Origin of the sequence: Spirulina major PCC 6313 (assembly GCF_001890765.1) — a bacterium.
GTDB classification, from domain to species: domain Bacteria; phylum Cyanobacteriota; class Cyanobacteriia; order Cyanobacteriales; family Spirulinaceae; genus Spirulina; species Spirulina major.
The window spans coordinates 2,527,997-2,549,158 of sequence record NZ_KV878783.1; the positions used below are offsets into that span (position 1 = coordinate 2,527,997).

Genomic DNA, 21,162 nt, shown 5'->3' on the forward strand with positions numbered 1-21,162 from the left:
CTTCAAAAGATATTTTTAAGTCCATCATAATATTCGACACTGTCCGCCTTCAAGCCCTGCCCATCAACGCGATCGCCCCCCCGCGCCACCCGACTGATAAACGTCTGGTCTGGGTGTGTCTCCATCTATAATCGAACAAGAGTATCTGAGAGCGTTCTCGGCCATGGCGATGTATCAGTTCACCGAAAAATACATCAATCCCTTTACCGACTATGGGTTTAAAAAAATCTTCGGGGAAGAACCGAATAAAGACCTCTTGCTCGATTTCTTGAACGAACTACTCAAAGAAGAACAGGGTGAAATCACTTCACTCAACTACATCAAAACTGAGCAACTAGGCACGACTGCCCTCGATCGCAAGGCAATATTTGACCTCTACTGTGAAAATGAACGAGGGGAAAAGTTCATTGTTGAGTTGCAAAAGAGCAAACAGGTATTTTTCAAAGATCGCACCGTGTATTACACCAGCTTTCCAATTCAAGAGCAGGCGAAACGGGGGGAATGGAACTATCAGCTCCAAGCGGTGTATGCGATCGCACTGCTCGATTTTGTTTTTGAAGCGGATCAAGATGACCCCGAAAAATACCGCTATGATGTGAAGCTCACGGACATTGAAACCTGCAAGGTGTTTTACGACAAGCTCACCTTCATCTATCTTGAAATGCCCAAGTTCAACAAGACGGTGGATGGATTGAACAGTCGATTTGACAAGTGGCTGTATGTGTTGCGTAACCTCACCCGCATTAATGAAATTCCCACACCCCTCCAGGAGTCCATATTTGAGAAGCTGTTTGAAGTGGCAGAAATTGCCAAGTTTAACCCGGAGCAGGTGCGCAGCTACGAAGACAGCCTCAAATATTACCGTGATTTACAAAATTCCATTGATACGGCCCGTCGGGAAGGGCGCGAAGAGGGGCGCGAAGAGGGGCGCGAAGAAGGACGCGAAGAAGGACGCGAAGAAGGGCGCGAAGAGGGGCGAACCGCAACCCAGCTCGAAATTGCTCAAGCTCTGCTGGCTAATGGGATGGACGAAGACTTAGTTCTCCAGGCGACGGGATTGACGGCTGCTCAATTGGCTCAATTGCGCTCTGAGTGATCCTCACGAGCTTAGGAAGAACGTTTTGTCCGGATGCGTCTCTACCTATAATAGAACAAGAGTATCTTAGAGCGTTCTCGGCCATGGCGATGTATCAGTTCACCGAAAAATACATCAATCCCTTTACCGACTATGGGTTTAAAAAAATCTTCGGAGAAGAACCGAATAAAGACCTCTTGCTCGATTTCTTGAACGAACTACTCAAAGAAGAACAGGGTGAAATCACTTCACTCAACTACATCAAAACTGAGCAACTAGGCACGACTGCCCTCGATCGCAAGGCAATATTTGACCTCTACTGTGAAAATGAACGAGGGGAAAAGTTCATTGTTGAGTTGCAAAAGAGCAAACAGGATTTTTTCAAAGATCGCACCGTGTATTACACCAGCTTTCCAATTCAAGAGCAGGCGAAACGGGGGGAATGGAACTATCAGCTCCAAGCGGTGTATGCGATCGCACTGCTCGATTTTGTTTTTGAAGCGGATCAAGATGACCCCGAAAAATACCGCTACGATGTGAAGCTCACGGACATTGAAACCTGCAAGGTGTTTTATGACAAACTCACCTTCATCTATCTTGAAATGCCCAAGTTCAACAAGACGGTGGATGAATTGAACAGTCGATTTGACAAGTGGCTGTATGTGTTGCGCAACCTCACCCGCATTAATGAAATTCCCGCACCACTTCAGGAGTCCATATTTGAGAAGCTGTTTGAAGTGGCAGAAATTGCCAAGTTTAACCCGGAGCAGGTGCGCAGCTACGAAGACAGCCTCAAGTATTACCGTGATTTACAAAATTCCATTGATACGGCCCGTCGGGAAGGGCGTGAAGATGGGCGTGAAGAAGGACGCGAAGAGGGGCGAACCGCAACTCAGCTCGAAATTGCTCAAGCTCTGCTGGCTAATGGGATGGACGAAGACTTAGTTCTCCAGGCGACGGGATTGACGGCTGCTCAATTGGCTCAATTGGCTCAATTGCGCTCTGTCTGATCCTCACGAGATTAGGAAGACGTTATAGGGAGGAGTTGATCGTGTGTTGGCATTCTTTCTGGATTTTGGTTGCTATGAATCGCGTAGACCGACCGACAGCGCCCCAAAAAAAAAGAGAGCAAGCCGCACCCGCGACCTGCCCGCAGAATTATGGTGAATGACCTGGCAAACTCCTAACTTATTTACTGATACAGCCCCGGACTCCATTCCGGAATGATGCGGGTGTCAACTATCGTTAAAGTTGGCAGGAAGCACGATCGCAAATCCCGCTGCATTCTCTACAATGAGAAAAAACGTATTTTTCTTCGGTTCTATGCTGCCCACGCTTGCTAAACCCTCTAAACTCATTAGCCAAATTCGGCTGACCGCAGTTGATCAGTGGATGCTGTTTAGGTTTGATGACCTGTTACAGACACGGATGGAGGAGCTATTAGAGCGAAAAAAAGCAGATGTGCTGACTCCGGAAGAGCATCTTGAGTTGGAATCAATCGGTGAGATGGATCGAATTTTCACCCACATCAACGCTATGTTGGTGGCGCAGACATGACCACCGATACGGTGCTCCGGCAGTTGGTGCGTGAGCGGGCTAGAGGGCTATGTGAATATTGTCATTCTCCAGAACGCATTAGTGCTAATCGTTTCACCTTTGACCATGTTTTGCCTCGCTCTTTAGGCGGTTTGGATGAACTGGAAAATTTGGCTCTGGCTTGTCGCCGCTGCAATGAGCGTCGGTATAACTTTGTGGGTGGAGTTGATCCGGTGACCCAAACGGTGCAGCCGTTATTTAATCCGAGAACGCAAGATTGGGCAGAACATTTTGCTTGGACAAAGAGCGCGATCGAGATTGTGGGAACCAGCGCATCAGGACGAGCAACGGTCAGTCGGCTGGATCTGAACGATACTCGCTATCCGCCCGAAGAATCAATCCAAAGTGCCAGAGCATTGTGGCGACAGGTGGGTATTCATCCGCCGCAAGGTGATCCGATTCAGGAAAGCTGAGCCCCATAAAAAAGAGCAAGCCACCCAATCGACTTGCTCCCCACGGCTGGTAAATGTCCTAATCCAAAATCAAAAAATTATCAAAAATGTGAGCGGAAGACTCCCGTTAGATCCGAAGGGTTAGCGGGAGATGAAAGCGAACTCACCCCCATCTGAGCGAGAGCGAATCCATGAAGAAGTACACTTGCTTTCTCCGGTTCGATTTCCTACCATGAATCCATGCTGACATTAGAGTTTAAGGCTTACGGCAAACCGAAGCAACTCGCCCACATTGATGAGGCGATTCGGACGGCACAGTTCATCCAGAACAAGTGTCTCCGATTTTGGCTAGATAATCCAGGGGTCACTAAATATGACCTCAATAAATACACAGCCATCCTCGCCAAAGAGTTTCCGTTTGCCGCCAATCTCAACAGTACTGCTCGTCAATCTGCTGCCGAACGGTGTGGGTCAGCGATCACCCGTTTTTTCAAAAACTGTAAACAAAAGATTCCGGGAAAAAAGGGATTTCCTAAATTCAAAAAGACCACCCGTTCCGTCGAGTTTAAGCAGTCAGGCTGGAAACTATCCGAGAACAGAAAGCGGATTACCTTTACCGATAAGAACCGGATTGGTTCGTTAAAGTTAAAAGGAACCCGTGATTTACATTTTTACTCGTTAGACCAAATCAAGCGAGTTCGGTTGCTGAAAAAAGCAGACGGATACTATGTGCAATTCTGCATCAAGGTTAACCGAGAGGAATCCGTTGAAGCAACCGGGAAAAGTATTGGTTTAGATGTGGGACTCAAAGAGTTTTACACCGATTCCAATGGCATCTCGGAAAAGAATCCTCGCTTTTTCCGTCAGGGGGAACAGGACATTAAACGTTTACAAAGGAGGGTATCGCGCCGGGTAAAAGGGTCAAATAATCGCCGGAAAGCTAGACAGCGGTTAGGTCGCCGTCATCTCAAAATAAGTAGGCAACGTCAAGATTTTGTCGTGAAATTGGCAAGATGCGTCATCCAGTCTAACGACTGTGTGGTCTATGAAGATTTGAGAATCAAGAATATGGTGCGAAACCATTGTTTAGCCAAGTCGATTAATGATGCCAGTTGGTATCAGTTTCGTCTGTGGTTGGAATATTTTGCTCAAGTGTTTGGCAAAATAACGATCGCAGTTGCACCGAATGGAACCAGCCAAGACTGTTCTCGTTGCGGGACAATCGTGAAAAAGTCCCTTTCGACTCGGACTCATGTCTGTCGGTGTGGTTGTGAACTAGATCGCGATCACAATGCCGCGATTAACATCTTGCAGAAAGGAATGGGTACGGTAGGGCATACCGGAACCAACGGAGAGAAACCGTTAAACGCTTCGGGAGAAATGACCTCTACTCTGGTTGGAGCAATCCTGTCAGAGCAAGTCGCTTCGTAGAACGAAGAATCCCCCGTTATAATCTTTGATTTAACGGGGGAGTGTCAACAATTAATTACTGGTACAAACCGGGACTCCATTCCGGAATGATGCGGGTGTGGATGCCGTTAGGGCGGAGGTTCTGGCCGCCCGGTGCAGTATTGGCGGCGGGGTTGTTTTGGGCGTTGGGGTGGTCGGGTTGGGTGGTGGGTTCGGGCAGGGTGAGGCGAGTGGCGTTCAACTCCGGTACATTGAGCGAAGGGGTGGGGGTAAGCGTAGGGGTGGGGGTAAGCGTAGGGGTGGGAGGTGCATTAAAATTGAACCCCACCGGGAAGGGGCCTGTTCCATTCGCATCGTAAAGAAAACCACCCCCTGGAGGAATTGGAAAATTCACGGTTCCCGAATCCACAACAAGAACCGTAAAACGGACAGCGGGAGTGGTAAATGGGAGGCCCTGAGAATCAAACCCCGATATAGATAAAGTTGTAAAACCGTTGAAGGTCTCAGCCCAGGTGCAAATCGTACATATGACCCCCCCCGGAAAAGAGTTTACGGTGTCAGTGTTGATAGCAAAAGTGACGCTTAATCCCGATGTCGAGAATCCGTCGAGAGGGCCGATGGCAGAGGGAAGTGTAGTAACGCCCCGATTATTCGTGAGAACCACCTCGCGCGTGGTCGGATTGTAGGAGCTGAAGGACAGAGCATTGACTTGAGCCAAAGCCCCATCCGTTACCCCACCGAGGGAGAGCACACCGCAGCCGAGAACAGCAGAGAGAAGAATTTTGTATTGCATGGTTCATTGGTCAAAATGTTTCACAAGTATAAACGGTAAAAAGTACAAACGGTGAAAAGTATATGCGGTGTTGTTTTCCGCTGCACAGGGTAAAATTTCCGAAATTCTTTGCTGCGAAAGTTGATGCCGAACCCATAAGTAATAACACGGTAAACCGTGCTATGTTTCAGTTCGATTAGGTGTTTAATCCCCTACATCAAGCAAACTAAACTTACTTTCCTTTCCTGCGTCACAATATATGACCCGCCCTAACTTAGTATCGCTCTTTCGCGCCCTTAGCCTCAGTTCAACCGCCTTCATTGCCAGCACCACCGCCGCCCAAGCCCTGCCCGAACTGCCCGAACTCCCCGCCGCCAGCACCACCGCCGCCGAACTCGGCAGTAGCACGGTAAGCGATCGCGACCTGAGCCAGTTCACCCCCACCCCGCAACCGACCTTTGGCGACCTCAGTTCCACCGCACCGATGGGCCAACTCACCGGAGTGAACCAACTCTCCGACGTGCAACCCAGCGACTGGGCCTACGCCGCCCTCAGCGACCTAATCAGCCGCTATGACTGCCTCAAAGGCTACCCCAACGGCACATTCCGAGGAAACACCGCCCTCAGCCGCTACGAATTCGCCGCCGGGTTGAACGCATGTCTGCAAACCATGGAGCGTCTCCTCGCAGAAACCGCCGCCAACTTTGCGACCCAAGAAGACTTCGAGATCCTGCGTCGCCTCTCCCAAGAATTTGAAGCCGAACTCGCCCAACTCGGCACACAAGTAGACAACCTCGAAAGCCGCACCCAATTCCTCGAAGATAACCAATTCTCCACCACCACGAAACTCTACGGGCAAGTGGTGATGGGGCTGCAAGGCCGCTTCGGTAACTCCGTGGACTATCGCAACAACACCACAGGCGCGATCGGCAGCGATGGCCGCACCGATACCGCCGACCCGAACGACGAAATCAGCCTCGGTTACAATGCCCAATTCACCTTCCTGACTCAGTTTGCGCCCGGTAGCTATCTCCTCACCGGCATGCAGGCGGGCAACCTCAACACCAGCGTCACCGAACCCGCTGACTATGGCTTAGTGAATAATAATTTCACCCGATTGGGCTATGAATCCGACACCGAAAATAGTGTGCTATTTAGTGATGTCAACTATCGCCAGCGCATTTCGGATAACCTAGCGGTGATTGTGGGCCCGGCGGGGGTGAATGCGGTGAACGTGTTCCGGGGGCCGTCGCGGGTCGAAAGTGCAGGGTTTGGGCCAATTTCGCGCTTCGCCCAACGCAACCCGATTATTCAATTGGGGGGAACCAGTGCCGGGATTGGGTTTGATTGGCAAGCCACGCCGATTCTGAGTTTGCAGGGGGTTTATTCGGCAGCATTTGCGAATGTGGCGAGCCAAGGTTTGCTGGGTAAATCCTATACTTTGGGGTTACAAGCTCTCGTCACTCCGACTCGTAATACTGATATTGCCTTGTATTTTCTCAATGGTCAATCGGGGGCGAGTCAAGGGTTTTTAAATACTTTTGTGGGGGATGAACAAGTTTCCTCGATTAATGGGGTTGATTTAGAAACAAATGCGTTTGGGATTACGGCAAATTGGGCGGTGAATGATGCGATTACTTTGGGCGGTTGGGTTGGTTGGACAACGTCCCATCAATTGAATTTTGACGGGTCAGCCCAGACGAATAATTGGATGATTTCGGCCCAGTTTCCCGATCTGTTAGGAGAGGGAAATTTAGGGGCGATTTTCTTTGGTGTGCCGCCGCGCATTACCGAGAGCAATATGAATATTAATGGTCAACCGCTCGGTAATATTCCAAGCTTTTTTACGCGGGGTAGTACGGCGTTTAATGGGGGACGTTCGGATACGGCGTATCACCTGGAGGCGTTTTATCGGTGGCGCTTGAGTGAACATATTACGATTACGCCGGGGATGATGGTGGTGTTTAATCCGGGTCATAACGACAGTAATGATCCGGTGGCGATCGCTGCCCTCCGCACCACGTTCTCGTTTTAAGGCGTTGTCAATTCGGCCAGAGTGGGGGGGTTAGGTTTTGGTGGTTTGCGATCGCTAAACTGAAAAACGGGGATGGATGCGGGGGTGAAGTTTCGCTTCGACGGGTTCGCCGTTGTGGAGGTGTTCGGTGACAATTTGCGGCACGTCTTCAGGCGTGAGGCGGCAATACCACACCTCATCGGGAACGAGGCGAGCATTGGGGGCCATGTTGCACTGTCCGAGACAGTCCGAGGCTTCGACCACCACATCATCGGGAAGATCGGCAGCTTGGAAGGCGGCGAGGACGGCTTTGCCATTGTGACGGATGCAGTTGACGTTTTGACAAACGAGGAGAGTGCGGGGTGAGGAGGTCATAGGATACCAGAAGTTGAGGTTAGGGCAGCCAGTGATGGTTTGGCAAGGGTAGTGTGAGCCTCTGGCTCACGATGCGAAACCAATCACTGAGATCACGATGCGCTAGTGGGTAGCGAGCTAGAAACTCGCACTCCAACAAGATCAAGGCATTAGCCGGGTTCGATCGCTTCACAGGCTCCGATGCTCACCCATTCACTGCTGCCGTCTTCAAAGTACTCCTTTTTCCAGATGGGGGCATTGTGCTTCAGGGTGTCGATCGCATATTGACAGGCGGCAAAGGCTTCGCCACGATGGGGGCAACTGACCGCCACGAGGACGCTGATATCGCCAATGCTGAGGCGGCCGGTGCGGTGCTGGATGATGATGCGATTGGTGTCGGGCCATTGTTGGCGAATCGTGACGGTAATGGCGGCAAACACGGCGATCGCCATCGGCTCATAGGCTTGATATTCTAAGTAATCCACCGGGCGGCCGTCGGTTTGCGATCGCACCGTGCCACTCATCACCACCACGGCCCCACTAGCCGGATCATCCGCCTGGTTGTACACCGTCTCTAAGGCCAAGGGTGCAAAGGTGACAGAAACGCGATCGCGCGGATCACAATCCATTCCATGCACGGGGTAAACTAAACCAGGCACCATCCTGAAATTTTTGTTAAAAACATCCCTCACACTATAAATTAAATGAAATTAAATATCATGGCAGTATTCGTACTGAGTCTTCCAGTTCGTCAGACCAGCCCCTTCGGCTTGCTCACAAACACCCGATAAAATACTTGTGTTTATCAATCCCCGTCACATCACAGCTTGTCTTCCCCGTTCCGTTCAGCCGCTGATGGTTGTGAAAATCATCGCTTGCGGGTTGAGGAGGTTACATCATCACCGGGCTTTCAATCCATGCCGCCTGTGACTGTGATGGGTAAACTCCGGCACTGTCGGTGAAGTGGGAATCAATGTCAATCCACCCTACGGTTGATGTCAGGTTATGACCTCTTTAAATCAACGCTATAGCATTGTCCGAACTCTAGGTCATTCGCTCCAGGGTCTTTGTGCATCTACGCTGGCGAATGATCAAATCACCGGGAATCTGGTGGTGATCAAGGACTTTAAGATTCCAGAACATCAGCAGGGTGAACAGTGGTTTACCCGCTATCAACAGGTGTGCGATCGCTTTCAATCGGTTCATAGTCGCCGGATTGTGAAATATCTCCACACCCACAAAACCGGCACGGGTTTTTCCCTGATCCGCGACTACATCCCATCAAGTGCGTTGGATCTGGCCCCACAACTGTCCCTCCGCGAAATCCAAAAAATCGCCACTAACGTCCTCGATACCCTGATTCATCTCCAGCAGCGCGATGACGGCTGTGTCCATGCCAACCTCAAGCCCTCGAATATTTTCGTTGATGAAAATTTCACCACACAGTTAACAGATTTTGGGTCGCCATTGATGACCACCGCCCCAATGCCCCCCAATGACTTACAAAATTTGGGCAGCACATTACTGAGCCTCCTCAACCGCGATCCCCACAGTCAAAAACGATTAACCACCGATGACGTGACGGCGGCGCGGCTCTCGGATTCCCTCAGCACCACCCTGCCGCCCCAGTTCCAGGAATGGCTCCAAACGTTGCTCAACCATGACCCCAACTATCATGACTATTCCCTCCATCAAGCCAAAACAGATTTAGAGGGGTTACAGTGGAATATCCGCACTGCAATGAGTCATCAGGATGCCGCCCCTGGATTGTTGCAACGACGGCTTTTTGGACGGGTGCAACAGTGGTTGACTCAGGTGCGATCGCGCCCCGCTAACCCCGATGGGATCTTGACCCGGTTAGGAGAACCCCATTGGACAGAGGCCGATTTTCAGCAACTCTTGAAGGAACTAGGGGAAGCAGGCTATGGTTGGCTTGACCCTGACCAGGTGCGGCATCAGCTAGAGCTTATGAAACAACGACGAAACCTCTAAAGGGTCGGGGTGAATCGGTGCGTCGCTTTGTCCTTTCAGAATGTGTAGGTTGAACAGTATGGAACCACCCAAGATTGGCGAAATTTTGCAACAGGAGTCTACGATTGTCCAGCAGATGATCCTGCGGCCGTTAGCCGCCGGCGAGGTGCTGTTTCGACGGGGGGATCTCGGCACGGCGTTTTATGTGATCCAATCCGGACGAGTGCGAATCTCGACGGTGGATCGTCAAGGACAGGATATTATTCTCAATACGATGGAAGCGGGGGAGAGTTTTGGGGAATTGGCGTTAATTGATCAGCTACCCCGGACGGCCACGGCGATCGCGATGGAACCCAGCACGGTGCTGCAATTGGAGCGCGATTGCTTTTTACAAGCCATCTATGATTCGCCACTGTTGATGCAGTGGGTGTTGCAGTTGATGGGCGATCGCGCTCGTCACATGACGGAATATATTGAACACCTGGGCTATTGGGCGAACCAAATGATCGAAGGGAGCTATCGCCAAGCCTTGACGACCATTGAATCGGTGACCACCCATACCGACGAGCGGGCCTTGATCGCTGCGTCGGATTCGTTGGCGAAGGTGACCGAGGCGGTGCAGTCGCGGGAAGAATTATTACGCCAACAGATGCAGCAGCCATTGGTGACGATTGATCCCGTCAAGCGCGATCGCGACGTGCGCCAAATCACCGACACCCCCTATTTCCAAGAATTGCTCACCCTCTCGCGCCAGCTACGGCGGGCTTGAGGCAATGGCGCAGGAGGGCCGACGATGATCATTCCCAGTCTGCGGAGTTACGGCCTCTTCGGGCTGGGGGCGATCGCAGTGGTGGCCTTGGCCCAACGGTTTCCCGTTGACCAGGTAACAGCCGTGATGCTCCTCTATGACCTGGGGTTGCTGGTGCTGATGGGCATGGATGGGAATCGGGCACGACGACAGCGGGCGACTTTGGCGCGGCTCCCGCTGGGGCGGCTTGCGGTGGGGCGAGATAATCCCGTGACGATGACCGTGACGGCGGGCAACTTTCCCGCCCGGTTGAGGGTCTGCGATCGCCCCCCATCGACCTTTCCCGTTTCAACGCGACAGTTTCACCTCGACCTCGCCCCCCACGCTCACCAAGAACTCACCTACATGATCCGCCCCGATCGGCGCGGGGTTGTGCCCTGGGGCAATCTCCAAGGCCGCCAGGTGGGTCCCTGGGGCTTGGCGGCGTGGGATTGGCAAGAATCAGCGGCGACGGAGGTGGCGGTGTATCCGGACTTGATCGGGTTGCGATCGCTCTCGATTCGCCTCGCGTTGCAAAATACCGGCACATTTCGCCAAGCCCGCACCCTCGGTCAAGGTACGGAATTTCAAGAACTACGGGAGTACCGCACCGGGGACGATCTGCGCTTGATTGATTGGAAGGCAACGGCGCGGCGATCGCAGCCCCTCGTGCGCGTGTTAGAACCCGAACGCGAGCAAACCCTGATCATTCTTCTCGATCAAGGCCGGTTAATGACCGCCCAAGTCCAAGGGTTACAGCGGTTTGATTGGGGGATGAATGCGGCGCTCGCCTTGGCCATGGCGGGGCTGAGTCGGGGCGATCGCGTCGGCATCGGGGTCTTTGATAAAACCCTCAACACCTGGCTCCCCCCCGAATGCGGCAACCACCGCCTCGCCCCCCTGATCGAACGCCTCACCCCGTTGCAACCCACCTTCACCGAACCGGACTACTTCGGCACGGTTCAACAGATCATCCGCCACCAAAGCCGCCGCGCCCTGATCGTCCTCCTCACGGACATCATCGATCGCACCGCCTCCGCCGAACTCCTCGCCGCCCTCACCCGCCTCACCCCCCGCTATCTCCCCTTCTGCGTCACCCTCCGCGATCCCCAAGTAGACCGCTGCGCCCACCAAACCGCCACCACCCTCCCCGCCGCCTACGAGCAAGCGATCGCCCTCGACCTCCTCGCCCAACGCCAAGCCGTCTTCGCCACCCTCAAGCAACAGGGTGTCCTCGTCCTTGATGCCCCCGCCGATCGCATTACTGAACCCCTGATCGACCAATACCTCCGCCTCAAAACCCGCAGCCGCCTCTAGTACCATGACATTGAGCTTTAGACTCATTCCGAACCCGTTTTAACGGGTTGACGCTATGAGCCAAGAACTTTAGTTCTTGGCGGTAGTGGGCTTCCTCGCGATCTTGCGGTAGTTCAGACCAGCAAGGCAAACTGGCTGAAAGGGGATGGGTAATGTCCCGCGATGGGGTACAAGGAAACCATGCTGCGATCGCTAGACGGTTGCAGCGATGTCATTTGATTGGAGGATTTCCCATGGCTACAACCCCAGCTTCCTGGCGATTTTGGCTGCCATTAGCGGCGCAAATGGCGTTAATTATTGGCCTGCCAAGCCAGGCGATTTTAACCTATGTTGCCGGGGAAACAGTAATGCTTCAAACCGTGCCCGTTGATCCCTACGATCTCTTGCGGGGCTATTCCCAAACCCTGAGCTACCAAATTTCTAATCTGGATCAGTTGCGGACGTTGCCGGGGTGGAATGCGGTGTATCAAGCCCAGGAACAACAGCCCGATCGCGCCGTCTCCTTTTATCTCACTCTCACCTCTCCCGTTGAACCGTCCACCACGGAACGCCCCGCCCCCTGGCAGCCCGTGGCCATTGGCCTCACGCCCCCGGAGGATCTCAACGCGGATGAGGTGACGTTACAAGGGGTGTTGCAGTACAACCAAGTGACCTATGGCCTGGAACGGTACTATATGCCCGAAGATCAGCGCGATCGCATCAACGACGAAATCGCCGATCTCAATCGTCGTTTTGGCAACAATCCGCCGATGGGGGTAGAAATTCGGGTGCGGGAAAAGGGGGCATCCGTACCGGTGACGCTCTGGGTGGGCGATCGCGCCTATCGCTTCTAATCTCGGCGCAACTCTCCACCGCAAAACCGCAACAGCTAGGCAACAGGGAGGCAAAACTTAAAGGTGCTGCCCCGGTCTAGCTCGCTTTCGACTTCAATCTGGCCGTTTTGGAGTTCCACCAGACGGCGGGTAATCGCCAACCCGATCCCCGTGCCGCCAGAGTGGAGCGATCGCGATCGATCCGCCCGCCAAAACCGTTCAAACACATAGGGCAAATCCGCCGCCGCAATCCCCACCCCCGTATCAATCACCGCCACCCAGACGCACTTATCCGCCCCCCAAGCTTTGAGCGTAATCTCGCCTGCTTCTGTATAGCGCAGCGCATTCCCCACCAAATTCATCACCACCTGTTCCGTGCGATCGAAATCCGCCCACACCATCGGCAAGTCCACCGGGCAATCCAACCGCAACCGAGGATTATCATCAATCAACTGATCTTGAAACCGTTCCACCATCCCCCGCAACAACGGCAACAACTCCACCCGTTGCAGTTGAATCGGCAAATAGCCCGCCTCCGCCTTCGATAGTTCCTGTAAATCGTGGGTTAAGCGTTCAAGACGTTTCGTTTCTCGTACCAAACGCAGATAAAGTTCCGGCGACGGTTCTAGCCCCCCATCAGAGAGTTCTTCTAGATAACCGCGCATCACCGTTAAGGGCGTGCGCAACTCATGGGTCAAGTCGCCAATCAGTTCCCGGCGGCGTTTTTCCACCCCCTCTAAACTGTTGGCCATCCGGTTAAAACTTTGGGCCAGTTCATTTAATTCGGGGATTTCTGTCGTCGGCATTCGTTCTTGGAGTTGGCCCGATGCAAATTTTTGCGTGATGGTCGCCATGGTTCCGAGGGGTTGGGTGATGCGCTGGGAGAGCCACAAACTCAGGCCGCCCGCCGTCGTGCCGCCAATGATCACCGACCAGAGGCTGCTGCTATTCCAGGCACTTTCAAACCCGTCGATTAAATAGGTACGCGCCGATCGCACCGTCACTAAACCCCGTTGCTCCAACTGCTCCAAGCGCAACACAAAAAAACGGGGCGAGGAAAATTTAGCAATCAACGTGAACGTCCCTAGCCCCACCACCATCACCAAGAGATGGGAGAGCAGCAGCCGGGTACTGAGCCTAAATCGTGCCATTGTCGTGGAACTCCATCGCGTGCCGCTTCGTCAGAACTACCCAACCCCTACAGTAACGCTTCCCATGATCTCATTCACCTGGCGCAACACCACCGCAACCCTTCTCACCGCAACATTGAGCGTGGGCGGCCTCTTGCCCCTTCTAGATTCGGCAACGGCGCAACGGTTGCCGGATATTTCGCGGGCCACGATTCCGGCGGGGACAACCTTGCCGATGGATTCCGCTGATCCGGAAACAGAGAAAATTTTATTGACGATGGATGAGGAAGAACCCTTACCCTATACTCTGGTGCTGTCGTCGAATGTGCGCGATCGCAATGATCGGATTCTCCTCGCCAAGGGAACGGTGATCGAAGGCTATGTGGAAGTGACAGAGGATGAAGGGGCACGGTTTATCGGTCAAGAAATTCTCGTGGGCCCCAATCGCCTCGTGCTCGATGGCAATTCTGACTATGTCACCACCACGGAAACGGTCAAAAAAGGAGCCGATGGGGATGACATTCTCCGGGGGGCTGCGATCGGGGCGGCAGCCGCTTCGGTGTTGTCCGTGCTGACGGGTGATAATTCGATTTCCATCGGTGAAATTTTGGGCGGTGCTGGGGCTGGGGCGCTGGGCGGCTTGCTTTTAGGTCGCAAGTCCGTGACGTTCTATTCGGTTGATCCCAATGAAGATTTAGATGTGACGCTCACCAATGATTTAGCGTTGTAAGTCTTGCTCTCTGGGGTTCGTTCATCCTGCACTGGAGTTGTTGCCAATTCCAGTGCAGTTTTTCTCTGGGGTCAGAGTCTCTAGAGGTTTTCCTACCGCAAGCCGAGCCAGGTGAAGAAGTCTTGGTGGGTGATGATTTCGAGGAGCATCAGGGCGGCGAAGCCAATCATGGCGAAACGACCATTGATCTTTTCGGCATAGAGGTTAAAGCCGAAACTGGGGAGGGGTTCGTTGGGAGTTTCGGGGTTTTGGGGTGTGGTTTCAGGCTCGTGGGGGGATGTTTCGGGGGCATTGGGTTCGGAGGTCATGGCAAAAATTGAGACGATATCGCTTTTAGTGTACGGGTCGAGGGCGATCGCTGTCATGTTCTTTCGGGTTAGCGGCTACCGGCTGCCCGCCGACAATCGCGAATCATGGCCACAATTGTTTCCGGGAGGGGGCTGCCTTGTTCAACGCGGCGATAGATGGTTCGGTATTCTTCGTAGTTGTATTGTTGGGTGATGCGGCGATAGGTACATTCACAGACCGCCCGCACCTCAGCCCCCCGACCATAGGCACAGCTATTGATGAAGCTACTCCGCTCTTGAACTGGGTAGGATGACGCATTGGAGACGGTTTGAGCCTGAGAGAGGGTCGGGAGTGCGATCGCGATCGCACTCATCAAGGTTACAAGGAAAAAAGTAGGGCGTTTCATAGGAAAATCACAGCAGTCACGAAACAACACTCGGTATCTTCTTTGACGTAGAAAAATGGATCGGGTTCACAGTCCACGCCATTCGTATCCACAGCAGGTACCGTATTTTTTGCTTCTTCACACCACCATCAAGCGCATCGGGACATCCAGTTTCAGCAGATTGACCGAGCTTCCTTGATCTTAACAAGCGATTCTCCGGATGGAGAATCGCTCAATGGTGTGATAACCGGAGGTTTTACCCAGGAAAATCCCCATGCGATCGCTCCTAATTTGTGATGCAGCGGCGGATCTTAGCGGGGTTGGCGGGCTTCGATCAAGGCGATCGCACTCGATACACTTTCGGGCGTAATCACCACTAATCCTCCATCTTCCACTTCATCTAGCCCCACCGCGATCGCTTTTTCTTCATTCAAAATCACCTCATAGCGAGCATCGGGCTGGGCCTGGGTAATCCCCCGCACGATCAGATCCGCCACGGCTCCCTCGGCCCGGCCACGTCGATCTTGGTCTTCTTTGACCAAAATGCGATCGAACATATCCGCCGCAAGGGCACCCAACAGAATCAGATCTTCATCGCGGCGATCGCCCGGTGCGCCCACAATGCCGACCCGCTGACCCTGCCAGTTTTTGACAAAGCCACCGAGGGCCTCGTAGCCCGCCGGATTGTGGGCATAGTCTACGAGGGCATGGTAGCGATCGAGATCAAACAAATTCATCCGGCCCGGCGTTTGTTCCGACGACAATTGGAAGGTGCGCACCCCTTGGCGAATCTCCTCCACATCCACCCCTTGGGCAAACGCCGCCAAACAAGCCGCCAGAGCATTGGCAATCATAAACGGAGCCATCCCCGCCAAGGTAATCGGAATATTTTTCGCCTCCTCAATCCGGAGCGTCCAATTCCCCTCCATGATCGAGAGATAGCCATTTTCATACACCGCCGCCAACTTACCCCGCCGCAGATGATCTTGCAGCACCGGATTGTCCGGGTCCATGGAAAAATACGCGATCTTCGCCTTGGCCCGTTCCGCCATTTTCGCCACCAGCGGATCATCAGCGTTTAACACCGCATAACCACTGGGCGCAGCCACTTCCGCGATCACACTTTTCACATGGGCCATCTGTTCGACGGTATTAATGTCGCCAATCCCCAGGTGATCCGCCGCCACATTCAGCACCACCCCCACATCACATTGATCAAACGCCACACCCGATCGCAAAATCCCCCCCCGTGCCGTTTCTAAAATCGCCACCTCGACGGTGGGGTCTTTGAGAATCACCTGGGCACTTTGGGGGCCCGTGGTATCGCCTTTTTCCACCAGGTAATTCCCCACATAAATGCCGTCGGTGGTGGTAAACCCAATGGTTTTACCCGTTTGGCGGAAAATATGGGCAATTAAACGGGTGGTGGTGGTTTTGCCGTTGGTGCCGGTGATCGCCACGATGGGAATCCGGGGGGACGCACCATCGGGAAAGAGCAGATCCAATACGGCGGCTCCCACGTTGCGGGGTAGCCCAGCACTGGGGGCCGCGTGCATCCGAAACCCAGGGGCGGCGTTCACTTCCACGATCACCCCATCGGTCTCTCGCAGGGGCTTGCTGATGTCTGAGGTGACCACATCAATCCCCGCAATATCGAGGCCGATGGTTTTCACGACCCGCTGGGCGATCCAGATGTTTTCGGGGTGAATTTCGTCGGTGCGATCGATGGCGCTGCCGCCGGTGCTGAGGTTGGCCGTGGCCCGCAGGTAAACGCGCTCACCGTCGGGGGGAATGCTGTCGAGGCTATAGCCTTGGCGGGCGAGGACATCGGTGGCGGTTTTGTCCAGTTTGATTTTGGTGAGGACGTTGTCATGGCCTTCGCCCCGGCGTGGGTCTTCGTTGGTGCGATCGATCAATGCGCTGATCGTGTGGTGATCATCACCCACCACATGGGCCGGAATCCGTTCGGCGACGGCCACCACTTTGCCGTTGATGACGAGAATGCGGTGATCGCTGCCTTGGTAATAGCGTTCGACGATGACGGAGTGGGTTTTGGAGGCTTCGCTGGCGAGGTCGTAGGCTCCTTCGGCTTCGTCCCAGCTATTGATGTCGATGGTGATGCCGCGGCCATGGTTGCCGTCGAGGGGTTTGAGGACGATGGGGTAGCCGCCCACATCGTCGATCGCATCTTGCAGTTCATCGATATAGCGAATGACGGTGCCACGGGGAACGGGAATGCCAGCATCCCGAAGCATGAGTTTCGTGCCTTCTTTGTCGCAGGCGAGTTCGACGCTGAGGATGCTGGAGTGGTCGGAGAGGGTGGCTTGGATGCGTTTGGAGTTGGCCCCGTAGCCCAGTTGGATCATCGCTCGCGCACTGAGGTTGAGCCAGGGGATTTTCCGGGCTTCGGCTTCGGTGATGATGGTTTCAGTGCTGGGCCCAAGGGATGCGTTGGCGGCTAATTCGCGCAGATCGGCTAAGTCCTGTTCGAGTTCGGAGTCCGGATAGGTGCCGGTGTCTACAATGCTTTGACAGAGGCGGACAGCGGCGCGGCCCGCGTAGCGGCCGGCCTGCTCATCGACATATTCAAAGACGACATTGTAAACGCCGCGATCGCCCGTTTCCCGCGTCCGCCCAAACCCGGCTGTCATCCCTGCCATTTCTTGGAGTTCGAGGGCCACATGTTCGATGATATGCCCCATTAATGTCCCGTTTTGCACCCGTTCGAGAAAGCCACCCCGATACCCCGGTGAACAGTAATGCTCGATCAGGCTGGGCAGAACATCACAGAGACCATCATAAAAACCCTCAATTTGGTTGGAATACACCTCGTCGAGATCTTCAAGATCAAGACGCATCACAATCAGCTTCGGGTAGCGAATACTCCAATAGTTCGGGCCACGTAGGGTGAGAGTCTTGAGGATTTTCATAGGGGATTAAAAATAGGATGAGGAAGACGCACGGATTTCGCCATGGGATAGTGTCTCTTGTGGAAAAGTTGCCAGACTGTTCATAGAGAACAGTTTCCCAAGGCGGTGTCAAGACCAGGCTCGATCAGGCTTGCCTAGGCTGATTTTTCGCCGGTCATGGGGGTGAGAGGACGACGTTGATGAAGATGGAAGCGATCGCCGTGACACAAAATATGGAGGCGCAAACTATGGAGGCTGAGGGGATCGCTCACGCTCACATCCAGTTGATTGGTGTGGGACAAAGACTGCGGATCAACAATGGTGATATTGCCTTTGCCAATCACCTCTAACCAGCCATCATGCTCGAACATGGCGCAGGTATCTTCATCAATGCCGATGCCGAGGCGATCGGGATGAATCGCCACCGCCGTCAGCAGTCGCGCCATCCGATTTCGGTTATGAAAATGTTGATCGACGATCACTTCCGGGATGATTCCCAAGCCCATGGTCATGTCCACGAGGGCACGGTTGGGCGATTCGCCACTGCCGCCGCCGCCAATCATATGATGGCCCATCACCGCTGCCCCGGCACTGGTGCCGGCCAAACTGAGATCCTGTTGCTGCACGCGCTCCCGGACACGCTCCATAAATGGGGTTTCCGCCAACAGCCCACAGAGGCGGAGTTGATCGCCACCGGTCATAAAAATGCCGGTGCAGTCTTCAAGGTATTCTAGGTAGTAGGAATCTTCTCCTTGGCTGCGTTCACGAATATCGATTAGTTCGACCCGCTGCGCCCCCATGTCGGAAAAAATTTGTCGATAGCGATCGCCAACTAAGACAGGTTCCCGCGATGCCGATGGAATGATGCCGATGACCGCATCACTGCCCCCGGAACGGTTGAAAAAGGTATGTAAAATTTCTCGTCCATGAACCTTGTCTTCCGCACCACCGATCACGAGGATTGCGGTCTTTGTTGGTTTTGGCATCTGGGTCTTTGGAGAATACGATTCGGTTTGCAGCATCTATGGTATCGCTTTTCAGCCGAACACATAACTATCCAGTTTATCGAAAACCCTGAATTTCGCGAAATCCCCATCCAGTCTATGCGTTTCGATCTAATCACCCTATTTCCCGACTTTTTCACCTCCCCCCTGCAATCTGGGCTGCTGGCCAAAGCTCTCCAGAATCAGATCGCTGAGGTAATCTGTACCAATCCACGGGACTTCACCACCGACAAACACCACCGCGTCGATGATGAACCCTACGGCGGCGGCGTGGGGATGCTCCTCAAGCCCGACCCGATTTTTGCAGCGGTGGAATCTCTGCCCTGCTTGCCCCGTCGCGACATTATCCTGATGTCCCCCCAAGGGGAACCCCTCACCCATCAACTCCTCACAACCCTGAGCCACGACTACGATCAACTCGTCTTGATTTGCGGACATTACGAGGGGTTTGATGAACGAATTCGCCATTTAGCGACGCGGGAAATTTCCCTGGGGGATTTTGTACTGACGGGGGGAGAAATTCCGGCATTAACCCTGGTTAATGGCGTGACACGCCTCCTGCCGGGCACGGTGGGTAAAACCGAATCCCTGAAAACGGAAAGCTTTGCCACAGGGCTGCTAGACTATCCCCAATACACCCGCCCGGCTTCGTTTCGGGGGTGGGACGTGCCGGAGGTGTTGCGTTCTGGCAACCATGCCGCGATCGCACAATGGCGAACCGAACAACAACACCACCGCACCCGCCAACGTCGCCCCGATCTCTGGGCCACCTGGCAACGCCAAGCCCAAAACCCGCCGGCTGATCCTGACTCGTCCGGTTCACCTTAACCCTTGGGTGTAGTGTGATTACCTGAATAGACGATAGCTTGAAAGCCCTGTGGCTTTAGCCCAGGGATGAAAAGCAACGGCGGCTTTAGCCGCATTCTTACGCCAGATATGCTAGTACAAGGGAATGATTGTACTTGAGTTCAAAGCACGGGTAAAGCCTGCCCAGGCTACCGCTATAGACGACGCTATCCGGACATCTCAGTTTGTCCGTAATAAGGCGTTGCGCTATTGGATGGATAGCCAAGATGTGGGCAAATACGACCTTAGCAAGCTCTGCAAAGCGTTAGCTGAGGAGTTTCCCTTTGCTAAGAAACTCAATTCCATGGCGCGTCAGGCTTCAGCAGAACGGGCCTGGAGTTCCATCAGTCGCTTCTATGAGTATGGCAAAAAGGGTATTAAGCCCGTAGGATTCCCCAAGTTCAAGAAGCATTCCCGCTCGGTGGAATACAAAACCTCCGGCTGGAAACTACTGGGGCCGAAGCGTATCAAATTCACCGATGGCTTCGGGATTGGGGAATTGCGGTTGATCGGCACCTACGATCTGGCCCGCTATGACGAATCCCTAATTAAGCGAGTTCGCCTCGTTCGTCGTGCCGATGGCTACTATGTTCAGTTCTGCATCCAGGTTAATGTTCAGGTGCAGAGTGAGCCGAGTCAAAAAGCTGTTGGCCTTGACCTAGGGTTGCGGTATTTCATCGCTGCCAGTGATGGCACTGTGGTGGAAACGCCGCAGTTCTATCGTAAGTCTGAAAGGCGGTTGAATAGAGCCAATCGGCAGAAGTCCAGAAAGTACCGTAAGGGGGCAAAACCACAGTCGAGGAACTATCACAAGGCTAGGAACCGATACGCCCGGAAGCATTTAAGGGTAAGTAGGCAGCGTAATGAGTGGGCGAAGAGCATCGCCTACTGCGTCATCCAATCTAACGATTTGGTGGCCTATGAGGACTTGAATGTGAAAGGGTTGGTTCGCAATCGGCATCTGGCTAAGTCGATTAGTGATGCGGGATGGTCAACGTTTCGCCGTTGGTTGGAGTATTTTGGCAGGAAATATGGGAAGGCAACGGTGGCCGTTCCTCCCCACTATACGAGCCAGGATTGCTCAAGCTGCGGCAAGCGGGTACATAAGGCACTCTCAGTCAGAACCCATCACTGTCCGCATTGCGGCTATGAGGCTGACCGAGATGTGAATGCTGCCATCAACATCCTGCGCCTTGGACTCACTACCGTGGGGCACACGGGAAGTTATACGCTTGGGGAGATTGGGCCTCTGGCTGAGTTGGAGCAATCCTGCTGAGTTAAGTCCGGTCGATGAACCAAGAATCCCCGTCGCTGTCTTCGCGGGGAGTGTCAAAGCCCGAAGCGTGATGGTCCGCTGTCATTTGTTGTAT

At 53.6% G+C, this 21,162-nt stretch carries 22 protein-coding genes; 13 read left to right on the forward strand and 9 right to left on the reverse strand.

The annotated features are described in order from the left end of the window. Window positions 1-2: 2 nt before the first annotated feature. Window positions 3-125, reverse strand: coding sequence for a hypothetical protein (locus SPI6313_RS24765; protein WP_281248388.1), 123 nt, complete (start codon window positions 123-125; stop codon window positions 3-5). Between the two features lie 44 nt (window positions 126-169). Between SPI6313_RS24765 and SPI6313_RS11105 the strand changes: the two genes are divergently transcribed. The 5 genes from SPI6313_RS11105 (at window position 170) to SPI6313_RS11125 (ending at window position 4,494) form a co-directional block, all read left to right on the forward strand. Next, on the forward strand, window positions 170-1,096 hold the full coding sequence (locus SPI6313_RS11105; protein WP_072623097.1) for an Rpn family recombination-promoting nuclease/putative transposase: 927 nt from the start codon (window positions 170-172) through the stop codon (window positions 1,094-1,096). Between the two features lie 89 nt (window positions 1,097-1,185). Further along, entirely contained in the window at window positions 1,186-2,085 is a 900-nt protein-coding gene (locus SPI6313_RS11110) for an Rpn family recombination-promoting nuclease/putative transposase (protein WP_072623098.1), read from the forward strand. A gap of 313 nt (window positions 2,086-2,398) precedes the next feature. After that, on the forward strand, window positions 2,399-2,632 hold the full coding sequence (locus SPI6313_RS11115; protein ID WP_072623099.1) for a hypothetical protein: 234 nt from the start codon (window positions 2,399-2,401) through the stop codon (window positions 2,630-2,632). Next, window positions 2,629-3,084 carry an HNH endonuclease gene (locus SPI6313_RS11120; RefSeq protein WP_072621059.1) on the forward strand — a complete coding sequence of 152 codons (456 nt, stop codon included), beginning with the start codon at window positions 2,629-2,631 and terminating at the stop codon, window positions 3,082-3,084. Before SPI6313_RS11115 ends, SPI6313_RS11120 begins: the two co-directional genes overlap by 4 nt. Before the next feature lie 219 nt (window positions 3,085-3,303). Further along, entirely contained in the window at window positions 3,304-4,494 is a 1,191-nt protein-coding gene (locus tag SPI6313_RS11125; RefSeq protein WP_072621060.1) for an RNA-guided endonuclease InsQ/TnpB family protein, read from the forward strand. A 55-nt stretch (window positions 4,495-4,549) separates the two neighbouring features. Here SPI6313_RS11125 and SPI6313_RS22915 read toward each other — a convergent pair whose 3' ends face one another. After that, window positions 4,550-4,867, reverse strand: coding sequence for a hypothetical protein (locus tag SPI6313_RS22915; RefSeq protein ID WP_139276615.1), 318 nt, complete (start codon window positions 4,865-4,867; stop codon window positions 4,550-4,552). A 637-nt stretch (window positions 4,868-5,504) separates the two neighbouring features. On the opposite strand from SPI6313_RS22915, the gene SPI6313_RS11130 reads away from it, so the two are divergent. Then, a complete protein-coding gene (locus tag SPI6313_RS11130) occupies window positions 5,505-7,280 on the forward strand; it encodes an iron uptake porin (protein WP_084668990.1) in 1,776 nt (591 codons plus the stop codon). Window positions 7,281-7,334: 54 nt separating this feature from the next. On the opposite strand, the gene SPI6313_RS11135 is transcribed toward SPI6313_RS11130, so the two are convergent. Further along, window positions 7,335-7,634 (reverse strand): (2Fe-2S) ferredoxin domain-containing protein, encoded by a 300-nt coding sequence (locus SPI6313_RS11135; protein ID WP_072621061.1) that lies wholly within the window; start codon window positions 7,632-7,634, stop codon window positions 7,335-7,337. Between the two features lie 149 nt (window positions 7,635-7,783). After that, a complete protein-coding gene (locus SPI6313_RS11140) occupies window positions 7,784-8,242 on the reverse strand; it encodes a molybdenum cofactor biosynthesis protein MoaE (RefSeq protein ID WP_072621062.1) in 459 nt (152 codons plus the stop codon). Window positions 8,243-8,618: 376 nt separating this feature from the next. On the opposite strand from SPI6313_RS11140, the gene SPI6313_RS11145 reads away from it, so the two are divergent. The 4 genes from SPI6313_RS11145 (at window position 8,619) to SPI6313_RS11160 (ending at window position 12,521) form a co-directional block, all read left to right on the forward strand. Next, window positions 8,619-9,605, forward strand: a complete 987-nt coding sequence (locus SPI6313_RS11145; protein WP_072621063.1) for a protein kinase domain-containing protein — start codon at window positions 8,619-8,621, stop codon at window positions 9,603-9,605. Between the two features lie 58 nt (window positions 9,606-9,663). After that, window positions 9,664-10,353 (forward strand): cyclic nucleotide-binding domain-containing protein, encoded by a 690-nt coding sequence (locus SPI6313_RS11150; RefSeq protein ID WP_072621064.1) that lies wholly within the window; start codon window positions 9,664-9,666, stop codon window positions 10,351-10,353. 27 nt (window positions 10,354-10,380) lie between these two features. After that, window positions 10,381-11,688, forward strand: a complete 1,308-nt coding sequence (locus SPI6313_RS11155) for a DUF58 domain-containing protein (RefSeq protein WP_072623101.1) — start codon at window positions 10,381-10,383, stop codon at window positions 11,686-11,688. Window positions 11,689-11,921: 233 nt separating this feature from the next. Next, entirely contained in the window at window positions 11,922-12,521 is a 600-nt protein-coding gene (locus tag SPI6313_RS11160) for a GDYXXLXY domain-containing protein (RefSeq protein WP_072621065.1), read from the forward strand. A gap of 35 nt (window positions 12,522-12,556) precedes the next feature. Here the strand turns inward: SPI6313_RS11160 and SPI6313_RS11165 are convergent, their stop codons facing one another. Next, window positions 12,557-13,651: a sensor histidine kinase gene (locus tag SPI6313_RS11165; protein WP_072621066.1), complete on the reverse strand. Its 1,095-nt coding sequence runs from the start codon at window positions 13,649-13,651 to the stop codon at window positions 12,557-12,559. 64 nt (window positions 13,652-13,715) lie between these two features. Here SPI6313_RS11165 and SPI6313_RS11170 point away from each other — a divergent pair, with 64 nt between their 5' ends. Continuing rightward, window positions 13,716-14,360, forward strand: coding sequence for a hypothetical protein (locus tag SPI6313_RS11170; RefSeq protein WP_072621067.1), 645 nt, complete (start codon window positions 13,716-13,718; stop codon window positions 14,358-14,360). A gap of 92 nt (window positions 14,361-14,452) precedes the next feature. On the opposite strand, the gene SPI6313_RS11175 is transcribed toward SPI6313_RS11170, so the two are convergent. From SPI6313_RS11175 to SPI6313_RS11190, 4 genes are all read right to left on the reverse strand, one after another. Then, window positions 14,453-14,668, reverse strand: coding sequence for a hypothetical protein (locus SPI6313_RS11175; protein ID WP_072623102.1), 216 nt, complete (start codon window positions 14,666-14,668; stop codon window positions 14,453-14,455). A gap of 68 nt (window positions 14,669-14,736) precedes the next feature. Continuing rightward, the gene (locus SPI6313_RS11180) at window positions 14,737-15,054 is read right to left on the reverse strand and encodes a hypothetical protein (protein ID WP_139276617.1); all 318 of its coding nucleotides are present in this window, start codon (window positions 15,052-15,054) and stop codon (window positions 14,737-14,739) included. 290 nt (window positions 15,055-15,344) lie between these two features. Further along, on the reverse strand, window positions 15,345-17,963 hold the full coding sequence (gene cphA, locus SPI6313_RS11185; RefSeq protein ID WP_072621069.1) for a cyanophycin synthetase: 2,619 nt from the start codon (window positions 17,961-17,963) through the stop codon (window positions 15,345-15,347). 134 nt (window positions 17,964-18,097) lie between these two features. Further along, the gene (locus SPI6313_RS11190) at window positions 18,098-18,964 is read right to left on the reverse strand and encodes a cyanophycinase (RefSeq protein WP_072621070.1); all 867 of its coding nucleotides are present in this window, start codon (window positions 18,962-18,964) and stop codon (window positions 18,098-18,100) included. 81 nt (window positions 18,965-19,045) lie between these two features. On the opposite strand from SPI6313_RS11190, the gene trmD reads away from it, so the two are divergent. Both trmD and SPI6313_RS11200 read left to right on the forward strand, forming a co-directional pair. Then, window positions 19,046-19,774 (forward strand): tRNA (guanosine(37)-N1)-methyltransferase TrmD, encoded by a 729-nt coding sequence (gene trmD, locus SPI6313_RS11195; RefSeq protein ID WP_072621071.1) that lies wholly within the window; start codon window positions 19,046-19,048, stop codon window positions 19,772-19,774. A 124-nt stretch (window positions 19,775-19,898) separates the two neighbouring features. Next, on the forward strand, window positions 19,899-21,068 hold the full coding sequence (locus SPI6313_RS11200; protein WP_084668993.1) for an RNA-guided endonuclease InsQ/TnpB family protein: 1,170 nt from the start codon (window positions 19,899-19,901) through the stop codon (window positions 21,066-21,068). Window positions 21,069-21,162 lie beyond the last annotated feature (94 nt).